Below are 26,664 nucleotides of genomic sequence, written 5' to 3'. Positions count from 1 at the left end.
ATGGGACTCAATTCATCCCAGGCAACTGGACCTTGGGTTTCACGTCGTTCTGCACAACCGATGCCAACGGCGCGACCACACCCTGGCTTTTCAACAGTTGGCCCATGGTTGCCTTGATCCGGTACTGGGTGAACAGCTGTACGTTCTTGATTTCCGCCAGGCGACGGGAAGCGCTGAACAGCTCGTTTTCACTGTCGAGCAAGTCGAGCAGCGTGCGCTCGCCGAGGCTGAACTGCTTCTGGTAGGCGCTGCGCACGTTGGCGCTGCGATCGACGTATTGCTGGGCGATCGGCACCTGGGCGTTGGCGTTGTTCAGGGCATTCCAGGCCAGGCCCAGTTCTTCGTTCAACTGGCGCAGCGCGTTGTTGCGGATGTCCAGGGCCTGGTTGGACAGGTATGACTTGGATTCCAGGTCGGCCTTGTTGCTGCCACCGGCGTACAGGTTGAAGCGCATGCGCAGCATGGCTTGCCATTCGTTGTTGTGGCCGTTCTGGCCATCCAGGTCATTGTCGGCGGTGCGACCCAGTTCGGCGTCGAAGCGTGGGTAGAAGCTCGACTTGGCGGCTTCGTACTGTTGCTCGGCAGCGGCGATGTCGGCTTCGGCCGAACGCAACACCGGGCTGTTTTCCAGCATCTGGGCACGGGCTTCGGTCAGGTTGGCCGGCAGCAGCGCCATAAAGTCGGCGGGACGCTCCAACTGGTCAGGCAGTTGACCGACGGCGCTGAGGAAGTTGGTCTCGGCATCGGCCAGGTTGGTCTGTTCGGTGATCAGGTTGTTGCGGGCCTGGGCCATGCGCGCTTCGGCCTGGTCCAGGTCGGCACCACTGCCTACGCCCCGGGAGGTGCGCAGCTTGATCTGATCGAAGATGCGTTCGTGGCTCTTGAGGTTGTCCTCGGCCAGGCGCACGAACTCGCGACGGGTCAGTACGTCCAGGTACACCTGGGCCACCGTCAACCCGGTGCGCTCGGAGGCGTCGAGCAAGGAATAGGCACGGGCACTGACGTTGGCTTGTTGACGCCCGACTTCGCTGGACGTCGCAAAACCGTCAAAAACCATCTGCGTCAGACGCAGGCTCGACTCACTGCGGTTCAGCGTTTCCCAATGATTGTTGCTACCCGAACGAGTGGTCACGCTGTCGGTACCTTCGCGGCCGTACCCGGCTGCGAGGTCCACTCTAGGGAGGTAGCCACCCTTGGCCGCCTTGAGCTGATAGTCCGCCGCCAGGCGACTGTTCACGCCGGCCTGGATTTCCGGATGAACATCCAATGCTTGTTGCATGGCCTGCGGCAAGGTTTGTGCTTGTACGAAACTGGCGGCGACGGCGAAAGGTAAAGCCTTGAGCAGGTGCGAACGCATGGTTGGTTAAATCCCGAAAACACTTGTCTTGGATCACAGCGAAACGTGGCGCTGCATCGGATGATGGCAACCGGAATGACCGTATGTCGGAAAGTTCAAAAAGGAGCTGGAACTCGCACCGAAAGAACAGGTTGCCGCTTAAATATCAATGTGACATTACGGAAGCGATTGTTTAGGATGGCCGGCAGAAGGTCAATAGTTTGGCAGTAACAAAAATCGCCTCCAAATTGATGTCAAATAGTTGTCACATTGATGCGTCAAAACATTTTCCCTTAGTGAGCATGAACGTCCAGACCGCTATGGCCAACGAGGCTGTCGGGTCCATGGAAGTCTACTGAACGTGGTACCCGGAGAGTCTTCAATGAGCAGTGTTATTGCCGTTGTCAAAAGCATTGTTGGTCAGGTTTTCGTCGTATCCCCCGAGGGCATTCGGCGTGTACTCATTGAAGGCGATCGCCTTAACGTGGGCGACCAGTTGGACACCGGTCCTGCTGGCGCCGTCACACTGGAACTGGCTGATGGCCGCACGCTCGACCTGGGCCGCGACACTCAGTGGAGCGCCAGCGCTCCGGACTCTTCCGCGGATCTTCAACAGGCCGCCGCCCAAGCCGCGCCCTCTGTAGATGAACTGCAACAAGCCATCGCCGCGGGCGTCGACCCGACGACCGCCCTGGAAGCCACCGCCGCAGGCCCAACCGCCGCCGGTACGGGCGGTGCCGCTGGTGGTGGCCACAGCTTCGTCGTACTGGATGCAACCGCTGGCAGCGTCGACCCTACCATCGGCTTCCCGACGGAAGGCCTCGCGGCGGCTGCCGCCACGGATGACAACATCCTGGGTGGCGACACCACGCCCGACACAACCGCCAACGCCGTGCTCAATGCGACCATGACCTTGAGCGCCACGCCGACCCTGACCGAGGCCGGTGGCGTGCTGGTCTACACCGCGACCGTGACCCAGGCCCCGCAGACCAACCTGATCGTGACCTTGTCCAACGGTGCCGTTATCGTTATCCCGGCCGGGCAACTGACTGGCACCGTCAACGTACCGCTTGCACCCAACGACACGGTCTATAACGACCCAAGCCAGATCAGCGTGACCGTCACCGGCACCACCGGTGGCAACGGCATCGCCGTGACCGTGCCCACCACCCCAGCCGTGACTCAAATCACCGACACCGTCGACACCACGACCGTCACCCTGAGCGCAGGCAACACGGTTACCGAAGGCGGCCAGATCACCTACACCGCCACGTTGACCAACCCGGCACAAACGCCAGTCACCGTGACGTTGAGCAACGGCTCGGTCATCACCATCGCCGCCGGCCAGACCACTGGCACCGTCGCGGTCGATACCCCGGCGAATGATGTCTACAACAATGGCAGCACCGTCAGTACCACCATCACCGGCGCAACCGGTGGCAACTTCGAGAACCTGGTTCCGAACACCGCACCAGCCGTTACTACGATCACTGATTCGGCCGATACCACCGGCCTGACGCTGAGCGCCAGCGAAACCATCACCGAAGGCGGCCAGATCACTTACACCGCCACGCTGACCAACCCGGCCCAAACTCCGGTAACCGTGACCCTGAGCAACGGCGCCGTGATCAATATCGCCGCCGGCCAGACCACTGGCACCGTCGCGGTCGATACCCCGGCCAACGACGTCTATAACAACGGCAGCACCGTCAGCGCCACGATTACGGGCACAACCGGTGGCAACTTCGAGAACCTGGTGCCGAGCACCACGCCAGCCGTCACCACCATCAACGATTCGGCTGACACCACTGGCCTGACCCTGTCCGCGTCCTCCGAAGTGACCGAAGGCGGCCAGATCACCTACACCGCCACACTGACCAACCCGGCCCAAACTCCGTTAACCGTGACCCTGAGCAACGGCGCCGTGATCAATATCGCCGCCGGCCAGACCACTGGCACTGTGGCTGTCGATACCCCGGCGAACGATGTCTACAACAACGGCAGCACCGTCAGCACCACCATTGCCGGCACGTCCGGTGGCAACTTCGAGAACCTGGTGCCGAGCACCACGCCAGCCGTCACCACCATCAACGATTCGGCTGACACCACCGACCTGACCCTGACCGCCAGCGAAACCATCACCGAAGGCGGTCAGATCACCTACACCGCCACGTTGAGTAACCCGGCACAAACGCCCGTCACCGTGACCTTGAGCAACGGCGCGGTCATCAACATCGCCGCTGGCGCAACCACTGGCACCGTCGCTGTGGATACCCCGGCGAATGATGTCTATAACAACAGCAGCACCGTCAGCACCACCATCGCCGGCACCTCGGGCGGCAACTTCGAGAACCTGGTCCCAAGCACCACGCCAGCTGTCACCACGATTACTGATTCGGCTGATACTACGGACCTGACGCTGTCCGCGACGGGCACCGTTGCGGAAGGTGGTTCGATTGTTTACACCGCGACCCTGACCAACGCTGCGGGCTCGCCAGTAACCATCACCTTGAGCAACGGCGCCGTCATCAACATCGCCGCTGGCGCCAAGACCGGCACCGTAACCGTCGATGCACCGAAGGACGATGTCTACAAAGATTCCGGCAAGGTTGAAGTCAGCATCGACAAAGCCACCGGTGGCAACTTCGAAAACCTGGTGCCGAGCACCACGCCTGCTGTCACGGACGTTACCGATACGCTCGATACTTCGACTGTCAGCCTGACTGCCACACCTTCCGTAGGCGAAGGCGGCACCGTGGTTTACACCGCTTCGGTGAACGCCCCGGTTACTGGCGCTCCGCTCGTCGTGACCCTGTCGAACGGTCAAAGCATCACCATCCCCGTCGGCGAAAGCTCCGGCTCGGTGAACTTCACCGCACCGAACGATGCCCTCGCTGGCGGCAGCAACCTCAGCGTCAAGATCGACGATGCCAAGGGCGGCAACTACGAAAACCTGGAAATCGACGGCAAGCCTGCCGACACGACCGTTACGGACGTTCAAGACACGACTGGCCTGACCCTCTCGGCAACGGATACCGTCGCTGAAGGCGGCTCCATCGTTTACACCGCCACCCTTACCAACGCTGCGGGCTCGCCAGTCACCATCACCTTGAGCAACGGCGCCGTCATCAACATCGCCGCTGGGGCCAAGACTGGCACCGTGACCGTCGACGCGCCGAAGGACGATGTCTACAAAGATTCCGGCAAGGTTGAAGTCAGCATCGATAAAGCCACCGGTGGCAACTTCGAGAATTTGGTGCCGAGCACGGCACCTGCCGTAACCGACGTCACGGACACCCTGGACACCAGCACCGTTTCGCTCACCGCGACTTCGACGGTTGGCGAAGGCGGCACCGTGGTTTACACCGCTTCGGTAAACGCTCCAGTAACTGGCGCTCCGCTCGTAGTGACGTTGAGCAACGGCCAGTCCATCACCATCCCCGTTGGCGAAAGCTCCGGCTCGGTGAACTTCACCGCACCAAATGATGCCCTCGCTGGCGGCAGCAACCTCAGCGTCAAGATCGACGACGCCAAGGGCGGCAATTACGAAAATCTGGAAATCGACGGCAAGCCTGCGGATACCGCAGTCACCGATACTCAAGACACGACTGGCCTGACCTTGTCCGCGACCGATACCGTCGCCGAGGGCGGCTCCATCGTTTACACCGCGACTTTGACCAACGCCGCAGGTTCGCCAGTAACCATCACCTTGAGCAACGGCGCCGTCATCAACATCGCCGCTGGCGCCAAGACCGGCACCGTAACCGTCGATGCACCGAAGGACGATGTCTACAAAGATTCCGGCAAGGTTGAAGTCAGCATCGACAAAGCCACCGGTGGCAACTTCGAGAATTTGGTGCCGAGCACGGCACCTGCCGTAACCGACGTCACGGACACCCTAGACACCAGCACCGTTTCGCTCACCGCGACTTCGACGGTTGGCGAAGGCGGCACCGTGGTTTACACCGCTTCGGTAAACGCTCCAGTAACTGGCGCTCCGCTCGTAGTGACGTTGAGCAACGGCCAGTCCATCACCATCCCCGTTGGCGAAAGCTCCGGCTCGGTGAACTTCACCGCACCAAATGATGCCCTCGCTGGCGGCAGCAACCTCAGCGTCAAGATCGACGACGCCAAGGGCGGCAACTACGAAAATCTGGAAATCGACGGCAAGCCTGCGAATACCGCAGTCACCGACACCCAAGACACGACTGGCCTGACCTTGTCCGCGACCGATACCGTTGCGGAGGGTGGTTCGATTGTTTACACCGCGACTTTGACCAACGCTGCGGGCTCGCCAGTAACCATCACCCTGAGCAACGGCGCCGTCATCAACATCGCCGCTGGCGCCAAGACTGGCACCGTGACCGTCGACGCGCCGAAGGACGATGTCTACAAAGATTCCGGCAAGGTTGAAGTCAGCATCGACAAAGCCACCGGTGGCAACTTCGAGAACCTGGTGCCGAGCACCACGCCAGCCGTAACCGACGTCACGGACACCCTGGACACCAGCACCGTTTCGCTCACCGCGACTTCGACGGTTGGCGAAGGCGGCACCGTGGTCTACACCGCTTCGGTAAACGCCCCGGTAACTGGCGCTCCGCTCGTCGTGACCCTGTCGAACGGCCAATCCATCACCATCCCCGTAGGCGAAAGCTCTGGCTCGGTGAACTTCACCGCACCAAATGATGCCCTCGCTGGCGGCAGCAACCTCAGCGTCAAGATCGACGACGCCAAGGGCGGCAATTACGAAAATCTGGAAATCGACGGCAAGCCTGCGGATACCGCAGTCACCGATACTCAAGACACGACTGGCCTGACCTTGTCCGCGACCGATACCGTCGCCGAGGGCGGCTCCATCGTTTACACCGCGACTTTGACCAACGCCGCAGGTTCGCCAGTAACCATCACCTTGAGCAACGGCGCCGTCATCAACATCGCTGCTGGCGCCAAGACCGGCACCGTAACCGTCGACGCGCCGAAGGACGACGTCTACAAGGACTCCGGCAAAGTCGAAGTCAGCATCGATAAAGCCACCGGTGGCAACTTCGAAAACCTGGTGCCTAGCACCACGCCAGCCGTAACCGACGTCACCGACACCCTGGACACCAGCACCGTTTCGCTCACCGCGACTTCGACAGTTGGCGAAGGCGGCACCGTGGTTTACACCGCTTCGGTGAACGCCCCGGTTACTGGCGCTCCGCTCGTCGTGACCCTGTCGAACGGCCAATCCATCACCATCCCCGTAGGCGAAAGCTCTGGATCGGTGAACTTCACCGCACCGAATGATGCCCTCGCTGGCGGCAGCAACCTCAGCGTCAAGATCGACGACGCCAAGGGCGGCAACTACGAAAACCTGGAAATCGACGGCAAGCCTGCGGATACCGCAGTCACCGACACCCAGGACACGACTGGCCTGACCTTGTCCGCGACCGATACCGTTGCGGAGGGTGGTTCGATTGTTTACACCGCGACTTTGACCAACGCTGCGGGCTCGCCAGTAACCATCACCCTGAGCAACGGCGCCGTCATCAACATCGCCGCCGGCGCCAAGACTGGCACCGTGACCGTCGATGCACCGAAGGATGACGTCTACAAGGACTCCGGCAAAGTTGAAGTCAGCATCGATAAAGCCACCGGTGGCAACTTCGAGAATTTGGTGCCGAGCACGGCACCTGCCGTAACCGACGTCACGGACACCCTGGACACCAGCACCGTTTCGCTCACCGCGACTTCGACGGTTGGCGAAGGCGGCACCGTGGTTTACACCGCTTCGGTAAACGCTCCAGTAACTGGCGCTCCGCTCGTAGTGACGTTGAGCAACGGCCAGTCCATCACCATCCCCGTTGGCGAAAGCTCCGGCTCGGTGAACTTCACCGCACCAAACGATGCCCTCGCTGACGGCAGCAACCTCAGCGTCAAGATCGACGATGCCAAGGGCGGCAACTACGAAAACCTGGAAATCGATGGCAAGCCTGCCGACACGACCGTTACGGACGTTCAAGACACGACTGGCCTGACCCTCTCGGCAACGGACACCGTCGCCGAGGGCGGCTCCATCGTTTACACCGCCACCCTGACCAACGCCGCAGGTTCGCCGGTCACCATCACCCTGAGCAACGGCGCCGTCATCAACATCGCCGCCGGCGCCAAGACCGGCACCGTGACCGTCGACGCGCCGAAGGACGATGTCTACAAAGATTCCGGCAAGGTTGAAGTCAGCATCGATAAAGCCACTGGTGGCAACTTCGAAAATCTGGTGCCGAGCACCACGCCTGCTGTCACTGACGTTACCGATACGCTCGATACTTCGACTGTCAGCCTGACTGCCACACCTTCCGTAGGCGAAGGCGGCACCGTGGTTTACACCGTTTCGGTGAACGCCCCGGTAACTGGCGCTCCGCTCGTCGTGACCCTGTCGAACGGCCAATCCATCACCATCCCCGTAGGCGAAAGCTCCGGATCGGTGAACTTCACCGCACCGAACGACGCCCTCGCTGGCGGCAGCAACCTCAGCGTCAAGATCGACGACGCCAAGGGCGGCAACTACGAAAATCTGGAAATCGACGGCAAGCCTGCCGACACGACCGTTACGGACGTTCAAGACACGACTGGCCTGACCTTGTCCGCGACCGATACCGTTGCGGAGGGTGGTTCGATTGTTTATACCGCCACCCTGACCAACGCTGCGGGCTCGCCAGTCACCATCACCTTGAGCAACGGCGCCGTCATCAACATCGCTGCTGGCGCCAAGACCGGCACCGTAACCGTCGATGCGCCGAAGGATGACGTCTACAAGGACTCCGGCAAGGTTGAAGTCAGCATCGATAAAGCCACTGGTGGCAACTTCGAAAATCTGGTGCCGAGCACCACGCCTGCTGTCACTGACGTTACCGATACGCTCGATACTTCGACTGTCAGCCTGACTGCCACACCTTCCGTAGGCGAAGGCGGCACCGTGGTTTACACCGCTTCGGTGAACGCCCCGGTTACTGGCGCTCCGCTCGTCGTGACCCTGTCGAACGGCCAATCCATCACCATCCCCGTAGGCGAAAGCTCCGGCTCGGTGAACTTCACCGCACCAAATGATGCCCTCGCTGGCGGCAGCAACCTCAGCGTCAAGATCGACGACGCCAAGGGCGGCAATTACGAAAATCTGGAAATCGACGGCAAGCCTGCGGATACCGCAGTCACCGATACTCAAGACACGACTGGCCTGACCTTGTCCGCGACCGATACCGTCGCCGAGGGCGGCTCCATCGTTTACACCGCGACTTTGACCAACGCCGCAGGTTCGCCAGTAACCATCACCCTGAGCAACGGCGCCGTCATCAACATCGCCGCCGGCGCCAAGACTGGTACCGTAACCGTCGATGCGCCGAAGGATGATGTCTACAAAGATTCCGGCAAGGTTGAAGTCAGCATCGACAAGGCCACCGGTGGCAACTTCGAAAACCTGGTGCCGAGCACTGCACCTGCCGTTACCGATGTCACCGACACCCTGGACACCAGCACCGTTTCGCTCACCGCGACTTCGACGGTTGGCGAAGGTGGCACCGTGGTTTACACCGCTTCGGTAAACGCTCCAGTAACTGGCGCTCCGCTCGTCGTGACCCTGTCGAACGGTCAAAGCATCACCATCCCTATAGGCGAAAGCTCTGGCTCGGTGAACTTCACCGCACCAAATGATGCCCTCGCTGGCGGCAGCAACCTCAGCGTCAAGATCGACGACGCCAAGGGCGGCAATTACGAAAACCTGGAGATCGACGGCAAGCCTGCCGGCACCACTGTTACCGATGTGCAGGACACCACCGGCCTGAGCCTGAGCGCCACCGGTTCGGTCGCCGAGGGTGGCCAGATCACCTACACCGCGAACCTGACCAACGCTGCCGGTTCGCCTGTCACCGTGACGCTGAGCAACGGCGCCGTCATCAACATCGCCGCCGGCGCCAAGACTGGCACCGTGACCGTCGACGCGCCAAAAGACGACGTCTACAAGGACTCCGGCAGTGTCGAGGCAACGATCAAGACGGCCACTGGCGGCAATTTCGAGCATCTGGTACCGAGCACCACGCCAGCGGTGACTTCCGTCACCGACACCCCTGACAACACCACGGTCAGCATCACTGGCAGCACATCGGTCACCGAAGGGCAGGCGGCTACCTACACCGTCAGCCTGACGAACCCGGCGCAAACCGAGGTGACGGTGAAGATCGTCTACAGCGGCACCGCCGCCGACGGCACGGACTTCACCGGTGTCTACACCGTGAAGATTCCGGCCAACGCCACCAGCGCCAACTTCAACGTGGCCACCCTGGACGACAAGATCACCGAAGGCACCGAAAACTTCGTGGTCAAGATCGATTCGGCCACCGGCGGCAACTTCGAGCACCTGGCCGTCAGCGGGACCAACGGCAGCGTCAGCACCTCGATTATCGACAACGACGCGCCACCGGTACTTGACCTGGACGCCAACAACTCCAGCGGCAAGACCGGGACCGATTACCAGGTGACCTTCACCGAGGGCACCACCGGCCCAGGCGTGTCGATTGGCGATACCGACCTGAAGATCACCGACCCGGACAGCACGATGCTGACCGGCGCCACCATCGTGCTGACCAACCGTCAGCCTGGCGATGCGCTGAACCTGGGCAACAGCGTCAACGGCATCAGCATCAACGCCAACAGCACCGACGGCAAAGTCGTCCTGACGCTGACGGGCAATGCGACGCTGGCCGACTACATGCAGCAGATCAAGAACATCAGCTTCATCAACAACAGCGAAGATCCGAGCACCGTACCGCGCATCATCACCGTGACGGTGACCGACGGCACGAGCTATTCCAACACGGCGACCACCACCGTGAACGTGGTCGGGGTCAACGACGCGCCAGTAGCCACCGGTGGCGCGGTGACGGGCACCGAAGACACTTCGCTGGTCCTCGGCTGGTCGACGTTCGGCATCAGCGACGTGGACAGCGCCGCCGCCAGCCAGGGAGTGAAAATCACCGGTCTGCCGGGTGACGGCAAGTTGCAGTACCTGGACGGCGCGACCTGGAAGGACGTGGCCAACAACCAGACCTTCACCAAGGCCGACATCGACGCTGGCAAGCTGCGCTTTACACCCGACGCCAACGAATCCGGCGCCAACGGCAACCCGGCCGGCGTGGGCAACCAAAAGGCCGACTACGCGCAGATCAGCTTCCAGCCAACCGACGGCCAGACGCTGGGCAATACCGGCACCGTGAAGATCGACATCACGCCTGTCGCCGACGCGCCGACCCTCAACGTAGCCGGCAACAATGTGACCTCCACCGGTTTGATCAAGGAAGTCTGGACCGGCCTGTCAGGCCTGGGCACCGATGGCAGCGGCGCGCCGTCCGGCACGCTCAAGTCGGTGATCGATGCCGCCGGCACGCCGAACAGCAGCACCACCGTGGGCAACGTCCAGAACGACGGCAACGTCAATCCGGGCACCGCGTCGAAAACTTCAGGACTGATTTTCCTCGAGGCCGGCAAGACCTACACCTTCAGCGGCACGGGCGATGACAGCCTGCTGGTGACCATCGGTGGCAAGACCGCCGCGGCAACCACTTGGGGTGCGGGCGGCCAGTTGAACGGTTCGTTCACACCGACCACCAGCGGCTACTACACCCTGGACATCTACCACCACAACCAGACCGGCCCGGGCAGCTACGACGTGAACCTGTCGGTCAACGGCAGCGCGCCTGTGGACCTGAGCAATGCCGGCGTGCCGCTCTATACCGGTGTCGCAGATTTGGTGAATGCCGGTGTCACCGTCTCCGACCTGCACGGCACCAACGGCGAAGGCTACTACGACGGCTTCAAGCTCAACGAAGGCGCCGAAGGCGGCAGCGTGAACCTGTCGAAGATCACCACCGCCCTGACCGACACCGACGGCTCCGAAAGCCTGAGCGTGAAGATCGGCGGCATGCCGGAAGGCAGCGTGTTGAGCGACGGCGCAGGCCACACCGCGACCGTGGGCGCCAACGGCGAAGCCTCGGTCACTGGCTGGAACCTGGGCAGCCTCAACCTGACGCCACCAACCTACTTCAACGGCCAGATCAACCTGACCGTGACCTCGACCTCCACCGAAGCCCTCGGCGGGTCGGCGACGACCATTGCACAGATCCCGGTGACAGTGCATCCAGCCGTCTACAACGCTGCGACCGCCACTTCCGGCAATGACAACGTCACTGGCACCGACGGCAACGACATCATGGTGGCCGATATCGGCGGCCTGACTGTCGTTCCCGGGGTCAACTACAACATCGCGTTCATGGTCGACAGCTCCGGCAGCATGAGCGAATCGTCCCTCACTGCGGCCAAGAACTCGCTCACTTCGGTGTTCAATACGCTCAAGCAAAGCATGGGCAGCAATTCGGGCACGGTGAATATCTTCCTGGCGGACTTCGACAAGCAGGTCAACAAAACCGTTTCGGTCAACCTCAAGGACCCGAACGCGCTGGCATTGCTCAAGAGTGTCCTGGACTCGATGGTTTCCGGTGGCGGCACCAACTACGAAGACGTGTTCAAGACCACGGCCAACTGGTTCAAGAGCAGCGAGGCCATGAGCAACTCCGGTGCGAAGAACCTGACGTACTTCATCACCGACGGCCAGCCGACCTACTACCAGAGCGGCGAAGAGACAAACCCGACCATCTACAACGGAGTGACGCTCGACAGCCTGATCACTACCAGCAACTACAAGCTGGGCCAGACGTTCAGCGCCACGTTGGACAGCACCCACCGCGTACAGGTCGACGAGTCAGGGAACCTCACGCTGCAGACCTGGAAAAAGTCCTGGGGCGGCTACTGGAGCGAAGAAAGCCTGGGCACGCTGCGCGCCCAGGGCGACGGCACCTATGAGCTGTCGTACCGCGACGGGACCGGCAACAGTACCGACTCGGCGACCACCAGCAACTCCGCGAGCGCCTTCGCGCTGTTGAGTTCGGTGTCGGGCGTGGAAGCGATCGGCCTGAACAAGGACGTGACCCTGTCCGACCTCAAGCCCTACGACTCGGACGGCAAACCGCAAACCAACATCGACCCCAAGGACCTGGCCAACTCGATCATCGGCCACACCGAAGCGACGATGCCAGGTGCCGATACCGTCAACGGCGCGGACGGCAACGACATCCTGTTCGGCGACCTGGTGAGCTTCAACGGCATCGCCGGCGAGGGTTACCAGGCCATCCAGTCGTTTGTCGCCCAACAAAGTGGCGTGGACGCGAGCAAGGTCACCACCGCCAACGTGCACCAGTACATCACCGAGCACTACACCGCGTTCGATGTATCCGGCGCCCATGACGGCAACGACACCCTGCTGGGCGGCGCCGGCAACGACATACTCTTCGGCCAAGGCGGTAACGACTGGCTGGACGGTGGCAAGGGCAGTGACATCCTGCTCGGCGGCAGCGGCAGCGACACGCTCATTGGCGGTAAGGGCAACGACACCCTGATCGGAGGCCTGGGCGGCGATACGTTTGTCTGGAAGTCCGGCGACACCGGCAATGATGTGATCAAGGACTTCAAGGCCGGCGACGGTGACCGGATCGACCTGCGGGACCTGTTGCAGGGCGAAACCGGCAGCACCATCGACCACTTCCTGAAAATCAGCACGGTTGATGGCGTGTCCTCGCTGCAAGTCAGCACCACGGGCCAGTTCAACGCGGCCAACGGTGCGGCGGCGACGCCTGATGTGACGATCAAGCTTGAGGGCAACAACTGGTCGAACGTCAACCTGAACTCGTTGATCGCCGGCAGCGACCCGACCATCAAGGTCGACCACAACAACAGCTGAAGCTGACACAAAACCGTGGCGAGGGAGCTTGCTCCCTCGCCACGGTAAGTGTTCATACTCCCCCTAAGTTGGCTATGCTGCCCAGCATGACGCCGCTTCATACACGAGGGATGCCCGATGTTTTATGTGCAACGCGATGCACAAGGCCTGCTGGTGCGCGTAGAGGCCACTGCTTACGCCGAGGCCACCGAAACCTTGCCGGCCGACAACCACGAGATCCAGGACTGGTTCGCCAACCAGGCGGTGGAAAACAGCCTCAAGCAGCTCAAGCAGAGCGACCTGGAGATGATCCGGGTACTCGACGACTTGATCCAGGTGCTGACCACCAAAGGCGTCATCCGCGTCACCGATCTGCCAGCCGCGGCCCAGGCCAAGCTGATGGACCGCAACCAGGCCCGTGAAGCCTTGGGTGGGCTGAGCCGGTTGATCGATGATGATGAGAAGGGGTTGATCTAGGCTGCCACGTCGCTCCAGGCAGTACACGGCGCCCTCGCCACAAACTTTTGGTGTCTGGACTGACGCCTTCGCGAGCAGGCTTGCTCCCCAGGGGAGAACCGCGATCACCAAGGAAACAGGTCGGCTTCAGGCCGCCTCGTCCAGCTTTTGATCTGGGGGCCCCGTTAACCACAATGGCCGAACGCAGGCATTGCGCAGTAGGCATCCCGGCATGGATGCCGGGATAGCCGCGCTGGGCCATGGACGGCCCTTCGCGGCGGGCCCACGGAGCAATGCCGGAGAGAGGGCATGCCGAGCCTAGGCGAGGCACCGAGTGGTGGGGCAAGCCTTTTTTGCTTACTTTTTTTGGCGTCTGAAAAAAGTGAGTCGCCGTAAGGGCGAAACCCCAAGCCGCCGTGACCGAAGCAACGGATATGTACCCGGTCAAAAACCTAACCAACAACCATCACCCCCAACGCCGAGGCTCCCCAACCAACTGCCCCTGCACCCCAAACAACCCCATCTCACGAATCACCGCCAACTCCCCTTCCGTCTCCACCCGCTCGGCAATCAACGGCAGGTCGATACTGTGAGCAGCACGCTGAATCGCCTCGATGAACAGCCGCTTATCGCTCTCCTGATCAATGGCCCGGATGTAGCTGCCATCGATCTTCAGGTAAGCCAACCCCAGCCGCGACAAATTACCAATCATGCTGAATCGCCCGCCAAAACGCTGCAGGCTCAGGGAGAAGCCAAGCTCGCGCAACTGCCGGGTCAACTGCTCCAGCACCGCTTGCTCGGGCAGTTGTTCTTCACCGATCTCCAACGTCAGGCGCGACCCAAGGTTTGAGTGGGCCCGCAGGATTTCAAAGACCTTGTTCAACGCCTGGGGATCAGCCAGGGTCGCGGATGACAGGTTGAGCGCCAGGGACTGTTCATGCCCGGCCATCTGCTTGAGCACCTGTTCGAGCATCAAGCGGTCCAGGCGCGACGTCCAGCCGAAGCGCTCAAGCCACGGCAGGAATCGTCCGGCGGGAATGGTCTGGCCCTGCTCGTCAAGCAACCGCGAAAGCACTTTGTAGTGCAGCACGACTTGGGTGTCCTGGGCGGCCACCACCGGCTGGAAGTACAGTTCGAAGCCTTGATCGCTCAGGGCCCGGTCGAGCAGGTTGTGCCAAGCATGATGATCATCGCCCACGCTGGCTGACGCGCTGTGTTCCAGGCAGGCCCAGCCCGGTTCGCCCTGGCTTTCGGCCTGGGCCAGCGCCTGGTCGCCGAGCTGGAGCACCGCTTGCGGCGAGTCGCCATGCACGAACGGAGCAAGCCCGATGGACGCCACCGATGCCACATCGGTCGCGCCAGTGGCGTGCAAGCTCGCCAACGCGCCTTCCAGATTCTGTGCCAATTGCAGCGCTTCCTCGCGCACCAGCCCAGGTGCCAGCACGGCAAACTCGCCGCCACGAATACGCGTCACCAGATTGTGGGTTTCGGGATACCGGGCACATTCACGCGACAGCTGCTCGCCCACGGCCTTGAGCAATTGGTCGGTGCGCTGCCCGCCCAGCCGCTGGTTCAGACCGGCGAGGTCCCTGACCCGCAGCAACAACAGGTAACCGGAACTGGCCTGCTCCGGGTTGCTCACCCGGGCATGCAACTGCATCTCGAAATAGCGCCGGTTGGCCAGCCCCGTAAGGTTGTCCTGGTAGGACTCCACCCGCAATTTCTCACTGCGCTCAGCCTGCTCCTGGAACAGCGCCTTGAGCTTCTCGACCATCTGGTTCATCGCCTGCACCACGCGCCGCAGTTCAGGCGTGCGTGGCAACTCCGGCAGACTCAGGAATTCACGTCGGGCGATGGCATGGGACTGATGCACCATGTAATCCAGGGGCTTGAGTTGGCGACGCAGCAGCAAGGCGCCCAGCACCGCGCTCACGGCGCCGCACAGCAACAGCCAGCCCAGGCTGCCCAACGCGCTTTGCCAGAGCTTGGCGAGGGCGAACATCGGGTGACTGACCACTTCGACCCGCGCCGCCTGCTCCCAACCGCGGCTGACGATCGCATCCCCGCCGGCGGGCTCCAGGCCGATGAGCTTGATGAACCACTGCGGTACATTGCCCGCATCAGGGGTGCCGGTGCGCTCGACCAGGGTTTTATCGGTCGTCACATCGACCACGCGGATGCTTGCGTAGTAGCCGCTGTCGAAGATCGAGCTGACCATCAGCTCGACCATCGCCGGGTCATCGATGTTCGGCGTCAATGACAGCGCCAGCGCCGTGGCCGCGTCCTGGGCATGGGAACGCAGCTGATTGACGTACTGGGTCCGCGAGCTCTCCAGGCTGACCATGAAGCTGCCGCTGAAGGCAACCACCAGGAACAGACAGATAGCGATCAACAGCTGTTTGAACAAGGACATCTGAGCGCGCGCTCCTAGTTAGTCGTCTCGACCGGAAAACCTTCGGCCTGCATTTTCTTCAACACATCCTGCCACCGGGACAGGCGCTTGGTGTCGCCCACTTTCTTGTTGCCCTTGCCTGACAGCCAAAGTCCTTCGGCGTTGAAAGAGTAGACCGGCAGCAAGTCGGTTCGCTGGCTGGCGGGCTGGATGCCGTCGATCAGGCTGTCGAGGACCAGCGGCATGGCATCGGGAGTGGCGTAATACGTCAACACCATGTGCGCCCGGTTCTGCCGCAGGGCCTTGACGTAGGTGATGCGCAGCTTGTCACTGGACACCCCGAGGTGACGCAGGCTGAAATACTTGGCGATGGCGTAGTCTTCACAATCGCCAGCGCCCTTCCACAGGGCCTGGATCGGGGTTTCCCAATAGTCGACCTCACGCCACAAGTCGATATCTTCCACATAGCGCACCTGTTTGTTGAAGAACAGGTTCACCACCTTGAGCTGTGCCAGCTCCGGGATCTGCTTCTGGGTTGCCAGCAATTGCTGCCACGCATCGATTCGTTGCTGCCCTTCGCCCAGCGGCCCATATAACGCTTGCGCCCGCCGGCTGATCTGCGCAAAGTCCCAGTCGGCCCGCAGCCCGCCCAGCATCAGGCCGGCCAGCAGCAATGCCGAACACAGCCAGCGCAAGGACCTGAGGACCGGGGAAGGTGCAGCCAAGGGAATACGTCCGAAAAGGGCCGTTGGAAATTCGTTGGATGGTGAAGCCTGGACCGGCAAAAGACAATGGCAGGTTGCAATCACCACAAGCAGACTAAACTTTAGTTCAGGAACCGGCGCCGCGAATTTTGACGGCTTGGCAATCTGTAACTAATGTTGGCTTGGATCCAATTATTCGTTACTACCAGTCAGGTGTTGTCGTGACACAGAAGCCCAAACCGTTAAGCACCATCCAGGTCAACGGACCCATTCCCGCTGCCCAGGCCCGCGCAATCATTGAAAGCTCGTTGCGCGAAGCGATTCTCGACGGCCGCCTGCCCAGCGGCACTGCGTTGCGCCAGCAGGAACTGGCCGACCTGTTCGGGGTCAGCCGCATGCCGGTACGCGAAGCGTTGCGCCAGCTCGAAGCACAATCTTTGCTCGACGTGGTCCAGCACAAGGGGGCGGTGGTAGCCCCGCTGATCACCAGCAGTGCGGTCGAAACCTATGCGCTGCGTTCGGTCCTGGAAGGCTTTGCCCTGCGCCTGTCCATTCCGCTGCTTGACGACAATGACCTGGCCTTGGCCGCCCAATACATCGAGCAACTCGAAGGGCAGACCAACTATGCCGAGATCGCCAGGCTCAACCGCCTTTTCCACATGTCGCTCTACCACAAGGCGCCCAATGCCAAGCTGCTTGACCTGGTCGAGCGCGAACTCAACGAAGAGGAACGCTTCCTGCGCTTTCACCTGTCATCCATGGGCCTGGGCAAGCTCACCCAGGATGATCACCGCGCGATGCTCGCCGCCGCGGCAGCCAAAGACGTCGCTCAAGCGGTGCATCTGCTCGAAGAGCATCTGGAAAAAGCCTCCGTCACCATGCGTCGCCACCTCGAACGCTAGGCGAGCCCCAGCCCCCGCGCCGGCCACTTGGCCGGCGTAGTACTTTCTTACACACGTATCCACATCCCGAATCGCCCACTGGACGCGGCCCGGCCGCGGTCGCGATTCGTCCCTGCATCAGTTCAATGGAACTGCTATCGATTTGGGCTCACTCTTGCGTTTATCGGTTCAAAAACAGACCTGAAGAAGTCAGCGCCCGGCGATAGCCAGGCGAATCGAAGCCACTACGCAAGGAGCGCCGCACAACTGGCGGGATGACCTGGAGGTCCGACCGGGATTCCGCCCATAAAACCCTAACTTCCTATTCCGCCAATCCCTGAAGTGCTCCGAGTGAGGCATTCACTCGAACCATTCGATTCTGATCGTTATAAATCGGAAGGGGCAACTTCGCGCCAATAAAACTTATATATAAAAGTTTTATTCAGCCTCTTCGCGCCCAATAAAACAGCAACTTTAAATAATAAAAAAATAACTTGCAGAGCCTTTGATACATGTACTAATTTTTTACTCGCCGCGTTGCCTTCGACCGCCTACAAGCAGCACGAAAGGCCCAGGCCTCAAGCAACACAGCCATAAGCAAGTATCAGATCGAAGTTCCAAGAGAACATGGATTCCGGTTCAGGCACTCGCTCGCCCTGACAAAAACAGGCGAGCAACTTCCGGATAAACAACATTGATGAGGACGTTCAAATGCAGCCAACCAAAGAACAACTATCTCTGAAAAAGCACGAACTTGGCGAACACCCGGTTTTTTCTGAAATAACATCAATCGACTTGTTGCGCCGCTTTATGGAAAGCCACGTTTTTGCCGTGTGGGATTTCATGTCCCTGACCAAGCGCCTGCAACGGGAACTGACCTGCGTTCAACTGCCATGGCTGCCACCCGCCGATCCCCATGCTGCGCGTCTGATCAACGAAATCGTCCTGGGCGAGGAATCCGACGACCGTCCCGGTGCCGGCTACTGCAGCCACTTCGAACTGTACCTGGACGCCATGCGCGAAGTCGGTGCGAATACACAGGCGATTGAGCAATTCATCGCGCTGCAGCAAGAAGGCGTCAGCCCCGAAACGGCGCTGGACAGCGTCGAGGTAGAACCGGCAGCGGCGCGCTTCGTGCGCCAGACCCTGCACACCGCCCTGCACGCCCCGGCCCACAGCGTGGCCGCCGCCTTCGTGCACGGTCGCGAAAGCGTCATCCCGCAGATGTTCCAACGCATGCTGGACGCTTGGGGCATTGGCCTGGATCAGGCGCCGACGTTTCGTTACTACCTGCAGCGCCATATCGAGGTGGACTCCGAAGACCATGGCCCGGCAGCGGAGAAACTGCTGGCGCGGCTGATCGATGGCGACCCGCAGCGCGAGCGCGAAGTCCTCGCCGCCGCTCTCGCCGCCGTCCACAGCCGCACAGCATTGTGGGATGGCCTGCGCCTGAGCATGACCCAGCAGGTTGCGCAGGTGACGCCATGAATGCCATTCAGTACCAATCCTTCGCCGACGCCTGGGAAAGCCGTGCAACGATCCGCACCCGGCCACGACGCCGGGTCGAGGATGACGACAAGCTGATCTTCCCCATGAGTCGCCAACCCATGGTGCATAGCCAGACCTTCCTGACCCATTGCCCGCAACTGCGTGATTTTGTCTTGGTGCAAAGTCTCTACAAGTTCATCAATGACGTGGTGATTTTCGAAACCGAGCTGGTGGATCACACCGCCCGACGCATCGCCAAGAACCGCTTTGGCATCGAGTTTCCGTTCGCCTGTCGCTACGACGCGATGACCGTGGTGGTGGACGAGGATTACCACGCATTGGTGGCGATGGACTTCATGCAGCAAACCATCGACATGACCGGCATTTCACCGATCCCGTTGCCCCAGCAGATCGAGCTCAGCCGCGCGATCCCGGCGACACTGGCGCGAACGCCGGAGCATTTGCTCAGCGCCGTGGAATTGATCTGCATCGCCATCGCCGAGAACACCGTGACCAACGAAGTGGCAGCCTTTGCCCGGGACGATTCGGTCAAGGCCTCGATCAAGGGGCTCATGGCCGACCATTTGCTGGACGAAGGACGGCACTCGGGTTTCTGGACGCGGCTGGTACAGATTTACTGGCGCACCGCGCCTGAAGAGGACCGCCAGGCAATCGCCCGATTGATGCCCGGCTTCATCGCCGACTACCTGGCGAGTGATCTGCAACAGGCGTTCGATTTCGAGCTGATCAACCATCTGCCCATCGACGAATCGGCACGCCAGTCGCTGCGCGAAGACGCCCGGGCGCTGGCTTACCCCATCAACCGTTTTCACCCCTTGGTAGGCAACATCACGCGTTTTTTTCGCGGCAGCTCGATGCTGGCGTCAACCTGCGTGCGCGATGCCCTGGCCGATTACCTGACCCCATGAGGACCTTCCGATGAGACGCCTCGAAATCGCAGTGTCTGGCCACAGCCAGGCCCTGGCCGAACTGGCCCGGGAACTTGAACAACACGGCCATGGTGTCGTGGATTTGCAATCACTGGCCAGCCATGGCGCGATCGACCTGGTGATCGACGACGGCACGGCGCCATGCTCCGTCGCGGCGGGTTTTCAGCTTCAGCTGCGCGTGGCACTCCAAACAGTGCCGGGCCAGGCATTGCCGCAACCGGTGGTGGTTTTCCGTGACGGGGCGCAGCGGTTGCTGATCCAGGAAGCGATCACTGAACCGAGCGACGGCAACGGCCAGTCGCTGCGCCAGCATGCAACAAGGGCACTGGTCGAGCACGGCGCACGGCTGGTCAGCCACTTGTCGCGCGATGAATGTGGCTTCGACCAGTGGCCGACGGCACCGCACGAGCCTACCGGCCAGCCCGAGCAGGCGCTCGATGCGCTGGAACCGCTCGCGTTCGAGCACCGTCTCAACCGACCTGCGGTAGCGTGGCTGCTGGCAGCCGCGAAGGTGCCGGTGATGCACGACATCGAGCAGCGGATGCTCGACGACGCGTCAAAACCTGCCCTGCGGGTCGAGGGCCAGCTCATCGACTACAGGACCTTGCGCGATTCAGTGCTGCAACTGCAGGAGGCCATAACGGCAAGCATGCGAGGAGCAGCCGATCGCCCAAGGGTGATTGGCGTGTGCCTGCCTAAATCGGCGCGACTGTATGCGGCGATCCTGGCGGTGCTGGGGCTCGGGGCGGCGTACCTGCCGCTGGACCCGCAACACCCCGCGCAACGCCGACGCTTCATTCTCGACAACGCCAAGGCCGACCTGTTGCTGCACGACGGCGACAGCGACCTGGGCGAGTGCCCGACGCCGACGCTGAATGTCCATCGGCTGCCTCCGTCCAAGCCCGGCCTCCCGGCTTCGACGATCCGTCGCGTGGTGGATGCCGACGACCCGGCCGTGGCGATCTACACGTCCGGCACCACCGGCCAGCCCAAGGGAGTCTTGCTCAGCCATCGCAACCTCAGCCATTTCTGCGCCTGGTACGGTGATCATGTGGGGCTGCGGCGCGACAGTCGCGCATTGCAGTTTTCCACCATCAACTTCGACGCATCGTTGTTGGATATCCTGCCGACCTTCATCCAAGGTGGGCTGCTGGTGGTGCCCAGCGAGGACCAGCGTCGCGACCCGCAGCGACTGGAGGCGTTGATTCGCGAAGAGCGCGTCAGCCACGCCTTCCTGCCGCCTGCGCTGTTGAGCGTGATGCCGCTGGAAGGGCCCCTGGGGCTGGCGCACCTGATCACTGGCGGCGACGTTTGCGAGCCTTACGTGATCGAGCGACTGGCGCCACAGTGCCGCTTCCACAACATCTATGGCCCGACGGAAACCACGGTGCTGGCGACTACGCGGCAATTCTCCGTCGGTGACAACAACCGCAACCTCGGCACGCCCATCGCCAACGGCCGCGTGCTGATCCTGGACGAACAACTGCAACCGGTGCCACAAGGCACGCCTGGCGAGTTGTACATCGCCGGGCCCGGGGTCGGCCTGGGATACCTGAACGATCCCGCGCTGACCGCCAGCCGTTACCTGGACCTGACGCTGCCCGCCGGGCAAACACTTCGCGCCTATCGCACCGGGGATATCGGCCAGTGGACCGACGACGGAATCGAGCTGTGCGGCCGCCGCGATAACCAGGTGAAGATCCGCGGCTTTCGGGTCGAGCCCGAGGAGATCGAACATTGCCTGCGCGACAGCCAGGTGTTCCGCCAGGTGGCAGTGGGTGTCGACGAGCGACGGCGGATCCTCGCATTCCTGGCGAACCCCGTTGACGATCGACCCGGCGCGGCGCTCCACGTCCTGCGCCAGCATGTGCAGGATTCGCTGCCGAGCTACATGCACCCAGCGGCCTACATCGAGCTGCCCAGCCTGCCTTACACCAGCAATGGAAAGGTTGATCGCCGGGCATTGCTGGCGTCGGCGGGATCGGTCCAGACGGGTCAGCAAGGGCGCCAGCCGCAAAATGCCTTGGAGACGCAACTCCAACAGCTATGGGCCGAGTTGCTGGAGTTGCCGGCCGAGGACATCGCCACCGACGAGAGCTTTTTCAACCTTGGCGGGCATTCGATCCTGCTCTCGCAATTGCTGCTCAGTATCCGCCAGTCGTTTGGCCGCAGCCTGTCAATCAACCGCTTCATCGAAGCACCCACGTTGATCACTTTGGCAAAGTTGCTCGACGGTCCCGAACAGAGCGACCCATCGACCCTGAGCCCCCAGGCCTTCATCGACGCCGAAGCCGAACTCAACCTCGATCCGCTGCCCATCAGCCAGTGCGGTGATGTACATAAAGTGATAGTGACCGGCGCCAACAGCTTCCTCGGCGTGCACATCGTCGAAGCGTTGCTGGCGTGGGGCGCCACGGAAGTGGCGTGCCTGGTGCGAGAATCCGGCGGGCAAAGCGCGGCCCAGCGCTTCGCCCAGGCCCTGCGGGAAAATCGCCTTGAGCATCTGGACCTGAGCCGTGTCAGCGTCTACGCCGCCGACATCACCCAACCGCAATTGGGCTTGCCGGACGATACCTACCAGCGCATCGACAGCACGTTCGGCGCGTTGGTGCACAACGCCGCCCACGTCAATCATGTGCTCGACTATGAGTCCCTGGCGCCGGACAACGTCGAGCCGATCTTTGAATGCCTGCGCCTGTGCGAAGGGCGCAGCAAAAAGATCTTCAACTTCGTCTCGACGCTGTCGGCCTCCAGCACCCTGGACGCCAACGGGCAGGTGCTGGAGCAGCCCGCCGCCACGACACCACCGATCTACATCAAGAACGGCTACAACCTGTCCAAATGGGTCGGCGAGCGGATCCTGCAACGGGCCCGGGACCTAGGCGTCCGGGTCAATCTGTTCCGCCCCGGCAACATCAGCTTCAACAGCCAGACCGGGGTTTGCCAGCCCCACAAGAACCGCTTGATGCTGATGCTCAAGGGTTCGATCCAACTCGGCCAGGTGCCGGACCTGTCGCTCAATTTCGACCTGATGCCGGTGGACTTCCTCGCCCGTTTCATCGCCTTCCACGCCAGCCGTTACCAACCCAACCAAGCCGTCTTCAACCTGCACAATCCCGAGCCCTTGAGCTGGGACGCGTATGTGGCGTCGTTCCGCGACAGTGGCCGGGAATTCTCGTTGGTCAGTGTCGCTGACTGGCAACAGCAGCTGGCGCGGGTCGACGCCGACAACGCGCTGTTCGGTGTGCTGGGTTTCTACCTCAACGGCTTTGAGGAAGACATCGGCGACATCTCGCTCATCCGCCATGACAACGCCCGTTCCGGCGTGCGGCAGATGGGTGCCCATTACCCGGAAAAATCCCCGGCCCTGCTGCGCCGCGGCGCCGATTACCTCAAGGCCATCGATTTCATCTGAAACAACCCAACCCAACGCAAGGAGCAAGACCATGAGTGCTTTTCAACCCGACACCCTGATCAAGAACCCTCAAGCCTGCCATATCGAAACCTCGGTAGAAGTCCCCGCCGATGCGGCGCAAGTCTGGGACATGGTGGGTGATTTTGGCGGTTTCAACCGTTTCATCCCGGCGCTTGAGCGCATCGAAATGACCGGCAAAGGCGTGCGTTCCCTGCGCAAGAAGATTTTTTGCGATAGACAAAACCTGGTGGTGGAGCAACTCAACAGCCGTGACGACCACGCCATGCACATGACCTGGACGCTGATCTACAACACCCTGGGTATCGACAATCTCTGGGCGGCAATGCGCGTGGAGCCCCTTGGCGACAACCGTTGCCGCGCCACCTGGACGATCATTGCCGACCACACCGAGGCGCATACGCGGGAGGGGTTCAGGGATTTCCTGCAAGGCTTCGCCGATGAGGCGATGGGGAATGTGCGCAAGCAGTTTGCTGACCGGGCCTAATCGAGGCAACCCGCGCCCCCGTGACGAGGGAGCTTGCTCCTTCATCACAGGGGACCGGATTGGATCGAGTAAGGACTGGTGCGCCTGGATCAGATCTTGAAGCTGTCCACCAGTTGCTTCAACCGATTGGCCTGCTGTGACAAAGCATCGCAATCCTTCAGGGTTTCGTTGAGGTTGGCGACGCTTTGCTGGTTCAACAGGTTGATGTGGCTGACGTCCATGTTGAGGGTCTCCACCACGGCAGTCTGTTCCTCGGTCGCGGCGGCCACGGACTGGTTCATGCCGTCGATTTCGCCGATACGCTGGGTCACGCTGACCAGGCGCAGGCCGGCCTGGTTGGCCACCTCCACGCTTTCTTCGCTGGAGGTCTGGCTGGCATTCATCGTCGATACCGCTTCACGAGAGCCGACTTGCAGCGACGTGATCATCTTGTGGATTTCTTCCGCCGACTCCTGTGTACGGTGCGCGAGGTTGCGCACTTCATCGGCCACCACCGCAAAACCACGTCCGGCCTCACCGGCACGGGCCGCTTCGATGGCGGCGTTCAAGGCCAGCAGGTTGGTTTGCTGGGAGATGCCCTTGATCACGTCGAGGATGTGCCCGATGTTGTCGGTGCTGGCGTTCAGGGTTTCGATCTGGGTGCACGACAGGCTGATTTTCTGCGACAGCTCGGTCATGGCCTGGATGGTTTTTTCCACCACTTGGCGACCGTCGTCCGCCTGTTCGCTAGCGCCACTGGCATGTTGCGAAGCATCGGCGGCGTTACGGGCGATTTCCTGGGTCGCGGCGCCCAATTGATTGATCGCGGCGGCCACGCTGTTGGTGCGCGCGCTCTGCTCATCCGAACCGACAAGCGAGGCGTTGGAAGACGTCATCACCCGTTGCGACAAGTCATGGACCTGCCGCGTGGCGGAAGACACTTCAGCGATCGAGGCGTGGATACGCTCCACGAACTGGTTGAACGAACCACCCAGCACCGCGAACTCATCCTTGCCCTGCACCACCAGGCGCCGGGTCAGGTCGCCTTCACCCTGGGCGATGTCCTGCATGGCGCGACCCATGGTGGTCAACGGACGCATCAACACCTGGATCAACAGGCTCAGCAGCAACGCAATCACCGCCACCGCGACGAACATCGCAATCAACGCAGACGTGCGGAAATGGCTTAGCGGTGCGTAGGCCTTGCTCTTGTCGATCGACAGGCCGATGTACCACTCGGCGCCCGGCAAACCGGTCACTGGGGTGAACGAAAGGATGCGGTCCTCACCGTTCAGCTCGACTTCCTGGATGCCCTTGCCGATGCGCACCGGGGTGCCGGGGTAGATGTCCTTGAGGTTTTTCATCACGTGGTCTTTGTCCGGGCTGACGATCACCTGACCGTCGCCGCTGACCAGGAACGCATGGCCGATACCACCGAAATCCACGGAGTTGATGATCTTCACCAGGGTTTCCAGGCTCAGGTCACCGCCCACAACGCCAAGCAGCTCGCCGTTGTGCTTGACCGGCAGGGCAATGGTCACCACCAGGCCACCCACCGCTGCCAGGTAGGGCGGGGTGAGCATGGTTTTATCGGCGGCGACGGCCTGCTTGTACCAGGGACGCTGACGCGGGTCGTAGCCGTCGGGCATCTTCGCATCGGGCCGCTGGGTGAACACGCCGGTGTTCTGGCCCACGTAGGTGAACTGGAAGTTCGAAGTCAGCGCCGGCTGGTCCACGAGCCCTGGCAAATCGGCAGCAGCGCCTTGATGAGCGATGTTCTGCGCGAGGTTTTCCAGCACCAGCACGCGCCCGCTCATCCAGTTCTGGACGCTGCTGGCCGTCAGGTCGCCGGACTGCTCGATGGACGACTCAAGGCTGCGACCGATGGTATTGCGTTGCAAATAATCGTTGTAGAGCGTGAACAGGGCAAAAGCCAGGACCACCACACCAGAGGCGGCCAGGAGGATTTTGTGGCTGAACTTGAGATTCATGGATGAGGCTTCTTATGCAGGGTGAGGGGTGCATTCCGGTTGAAAAACTTCCATGTACTGATGGGGGCAGATTGGATCCGCTCCATTTTGGTGCACGCTTACCTTGCTGTCGGCCAGCGCCTGGAAAAGATTAGCCGGTTGTACAATTGTCCGACGAGATGACCACTGAATCGGCAGGAGTCCACGGCGAACGGTGGTTGCAAATTTGCCGGGCGCTGATGACAATGCGACCTATTATCATTTGTGGCCCAGGCTGTCGCGTTCATGTCTTCTCCCCAGTTTGCAGTACAGGCGCTCTACAGCAGCCACCACGGCTGGCTCCACACATGGCTGCGCAACCGATTGGGCAACGCCGCCGATGCGGCCGACCTCGCCCAAGACACTTTCGTGCGCCTGCTGCAACGCACCGAACGCCTGGAACTCAAGGCACCCCGCGCCTTCCTGCGCACCATCGCCCAGGGCCTGGTGATCGATCATTGGCGTCGCGAAGAAATCGAACGCGCCTACCTTGAGACCATCGCGCATCTGCCGCAGGCCCAGACCCCCAGTACCGAAGCCCAGGCGCTGATCGTGGAACTGCTGGAGGCCATTTCCCGCATGCTCGAAGGGCTCAAGCCGAAAGTTCGCAGGGCGTTCCTGCTTGCCCAGTGCGAAGGCATGACCCACAAGCAGATCGCCGAGCAGATGGGGATCTCGCTGCGGTCGGTGGAGCGCTACGTCGCCGATGCGCTGTATCACTGCTACGTGCTGCGCTATGAAGATTGAGC

The 26,664-nt window shown here is 61.4% G+C and carries 12 protein-coding genes and 1 pseudogene; 8 read left to right on the top strand and 5 right to left on the bottom strand.

Features of this window, described 5'->3' with window-relative positions; translation table 11 throughout:
• Nucleotides 1-7: 7 nt before the first annotated feature.
• Complete coding sequence (locus VQ575_RS01045; RefSeq protein WP_039594615.1) at nt 8-1,357, bottom strand: TolC family outer membrane protein; 1,350 nt, start codon at nt 1,355-1,357, stop codon at nt 8-10.
• A 361-nt stretch (nt 1,358-1,718) separates the two neighbouring features.
• Between VQ575_RS01045 and VQ575_RS01040 the strand changes: the two genes are divergently transcribed.
• Nucleotides 1,719-13,157: a retention module-containing protein gene (locus tag VQ575_RS01040; RefSeq protein WP_325918884.1), complete on the top strand. Its 11,439-nt coding sequence runs from the start codon at nt 1,719-1,721 to the stop codon at nt 13,155-13,157.
• 117 nt (nt 13,158-13,274) lie between these two features.
• Nucleotides 13,275-13,613, top strand: a complete 339-nt coding sequence (locus VQ575_RS01035) for a hypothetical protein (protein ID WP_039594184.1) — start codon at nt 13,275-13,277, stop codon at nt 13,611-13,613.
• Between the two features lie 445 nt (nt 13,614-14,058).
• Here the strand turns inward: VQ575_RS01035 and lapD are convergent, their stop codons facing one another.
• Nucleotides 14,059-16,005: a cyclic di-GMP receptor LapD gene (lapD, locus tag VQ575_RS01030; protein ID WP_325918883.1), complete on the bottom strand. Its 1,947-nt coding sequence runs from the start codon at nt 16,003-16,005 to the stop codon at nt 14,059-14,061.
• A 14-nt stretch (nt 16,006-16,019) separates the two neighbouring features.
• Nucleotides 16,020-16,640: a cysteine protease LapG gene (gene lapG, locus VQ575_RS01025; RefSeq protein ID WP_411829957.1), complete on the bottom strand. Its 621-nt coding sequence runs from the start codon at nt 16,638-16,640 to the stop codon at nt 16,020-16,022.
• Between the two features lie 269 nt (nt 16,641-16,909).
• Between lapG and VQ575_RS01020 the strand changes: the two genes are divergently transcribed.
• From VQ575_RS01020 to VQ575_RS01000, 5 genes are all read left to right on the top strand, one after another.
• Entirely contained in the window at nt 16,910-17,590 is a 681-nt protein-coding gene (locus tag VQ575_RS01020; RefSeq protein WP_039594187.1) for a GntR family transcriptional regulator, read from the top strand.
• A gap of 690 nt (nt 17,591-18,280) precedes the next feature.
• Nucleotides 18,281-19,057: a DUF3050 domain-containing protein gene (locus tag VQ575_RS01015; RefSeq protein ID WP_039594188.1), complete on the top strand. Its 777-nt coding sequence runs from the start codon at nt 18,281-18,283 to the stop codon at nt 19,055-19,057.
• The gene (locus tag VQ575_RS01010) at nt 19,054-19,986 is read left to right on the top strand and encodes a diiron oxygenase (RefSeq protein ID WP_039594189.1); all 933 of its coding nucleotides are present in this window, start codon (nt 19,054-19,056) and stop codon (nt 19,984-19,986) included. Before VQ575_RS01015 ends, VQ575_RS01010 begins: the two co-directional genes overlap by 4 nt.
• A 10-nt stretch (nt 19,987-19,996) precedes the next feature.
• Complete coding sequence (locus VQ575_RS01005; RefSeq protein WP_325918881.1) at nt 19,997-23,422, top strand: amino acid adenylation domain-containing protein; 3,426 nt, start codon at nt 19,997-19,999, stop codon at nt 23,420-23,422.
• 31 nt (nt 23,423-23,453) lie between these two features.
• The gene (locus VQ575_RS01000) at nt 23,454-23,927 is read left to right on the top strand and encodes an SRPBCC family protein (protein ID WP_039594191.1); all 474 of its coding nucleotides are present in this window, start codon (nt 23,454-23,456) and stop codon (nt 23,925-23,927) included.
• Nucleotides 23,928-24,016: 89 nt separating this feature from the next.
• Here the strand turns inward: VQ575_RS01000 and VQ575_RS27105 are convergent, their stop codons facing one another.
• Nucleotides 24,017-24,802: a methyl-accepting chemotaxis protein gene (locus VQ575_RS27105; protein ID WP_411829956.1), complete on the bottom strand. Its 786-nt coding sequence runs from the start codon at nt 24,800-24,802 to the stop codon at nt 24,017-24,019.
• Between the two features lie 69 nt (nt 24,803-24,871).
• Nucleotides 24,872-25,897: pseudogene (locus tag VQ575_RS27100) on the bottom strand (HAMP domain-containing protein); the annotation flags it as partial.
• A 264-nt stretch (nt 25,898-26,161) separates the two neighbouring features.
• Between VQ575_RS27100 and VQ575_RS00990 the strand changes: the two are divergent.
• Nucleotides 26,162-26,662: a sigma-70 family RNA polymerase sigma factor gene (locus tag VQ575_RS00990; RefSeq protein WP_039594193.1), complete on the top strand. Its 501-nt coding sequence runs from the start codon at nt 26,162-26,164 to the stop codon at nt 26,660-26,662.
• Nucleotides 26,663-26,664 lie beyond the last annotated feature (2 nt).

It is taken from the genome of Pseudomonas frederiksbergensis, assembly GCF_035751725.1.
GTDB lineage: Bacteria > Pseudomonadota > Gammaproteobacteria > Pseudomonadales > Pseudomonadaceae > Aquipseudomonas > Aquipseudomonas frederiksbergensis_A.
The sequence above is the reverse complement of the archived record's forward strand: the minus strand, read 5'-3'. Positions and strand labels throughout refer to the sequence as shown.

Excerpts from the sequence above, each read along its gene's own strand:
- VQ575_RS01045 (WP_039594615.1), bottom strand. The coding sequence starts at position 1,357 with ATGCGTTCGCACCTGCTCAAGGCTTTACCTTTCGCCGTCGCCGCCAGT.
- VQ575_RS01040 (WP_325918884.1), top strand. The coding sequence starts at position 1,719 with ATGAGCAGTGTTATTGCCGTTGTCAAAAGCATTGTTGGTCAGGTTTTC.
- VQ575_RS01035 (WP_039594184.1), top strand. The coding sequence starts at position 13,275 with ATGTTTTATGTGCAACGCGATGCACAAGGCCTGCTGGTGCGCGTAGAG.
- lapD (WP_325918883.1), bottom strand. The coding sequence starts at position 16,005 with ATGTCCTTGTTCAAACAGCTGTTGATCGCTATCTGTCTGTTCCTGGTG.
- lapG (WP_411829957.1), bottom strand. The coding sequence starts at position 16,640 with ATGCTGGGCGGGCTGCGGGCCGACTGGGACTTTGCGCAGATCAGCCGG.
- VQ575_RS01015 (WP_039594188.1), top strand. The coding sequence starts at position 18,281 with ATGCAGCCAACCAAAGAACAACTATCTCTGAAAAAGCACGAACTTGGC.
- VQ575_RS01010 (WP_039594189.1), top strand. The coding sequence starts at position 19,054 with ATGAATGCCATTCAGTACCAATCCTTCGCCGACGCCTGGGAAAGCCGT.
- VQ575_RS01005 (WP_325918881.1), top strand. The coding sequence starts at position 19,997 with ATGAGACGCCTCGAAATCGCAGTGTCTGGCCACAGCCAGGCCCTGGCC.
- VQ575_RS01000 (WP_039594191.1), top strand. The coding sequence starts at position 23,454 with ATGAGTGCTTTTCAACCCGACACCCTGATCAAGAACCCTCAAGCCTGC.
- VQ575_RS27105 (WP_411829956.1), bottom strand. The coding sequence starts at position 24,802 with ATGACGTCTTCCAACGCCTCGCTTGTCGGTTCGGATGAGCAGAGCGCG.
- VQ575_RS00990 (WP_039594193.1), top strand. The coding sequence starts at position 26,162 with ATGTCTTCTCCCCAGTTTGCAGTACAGGCGCTCTACAGCAGCCACCAC.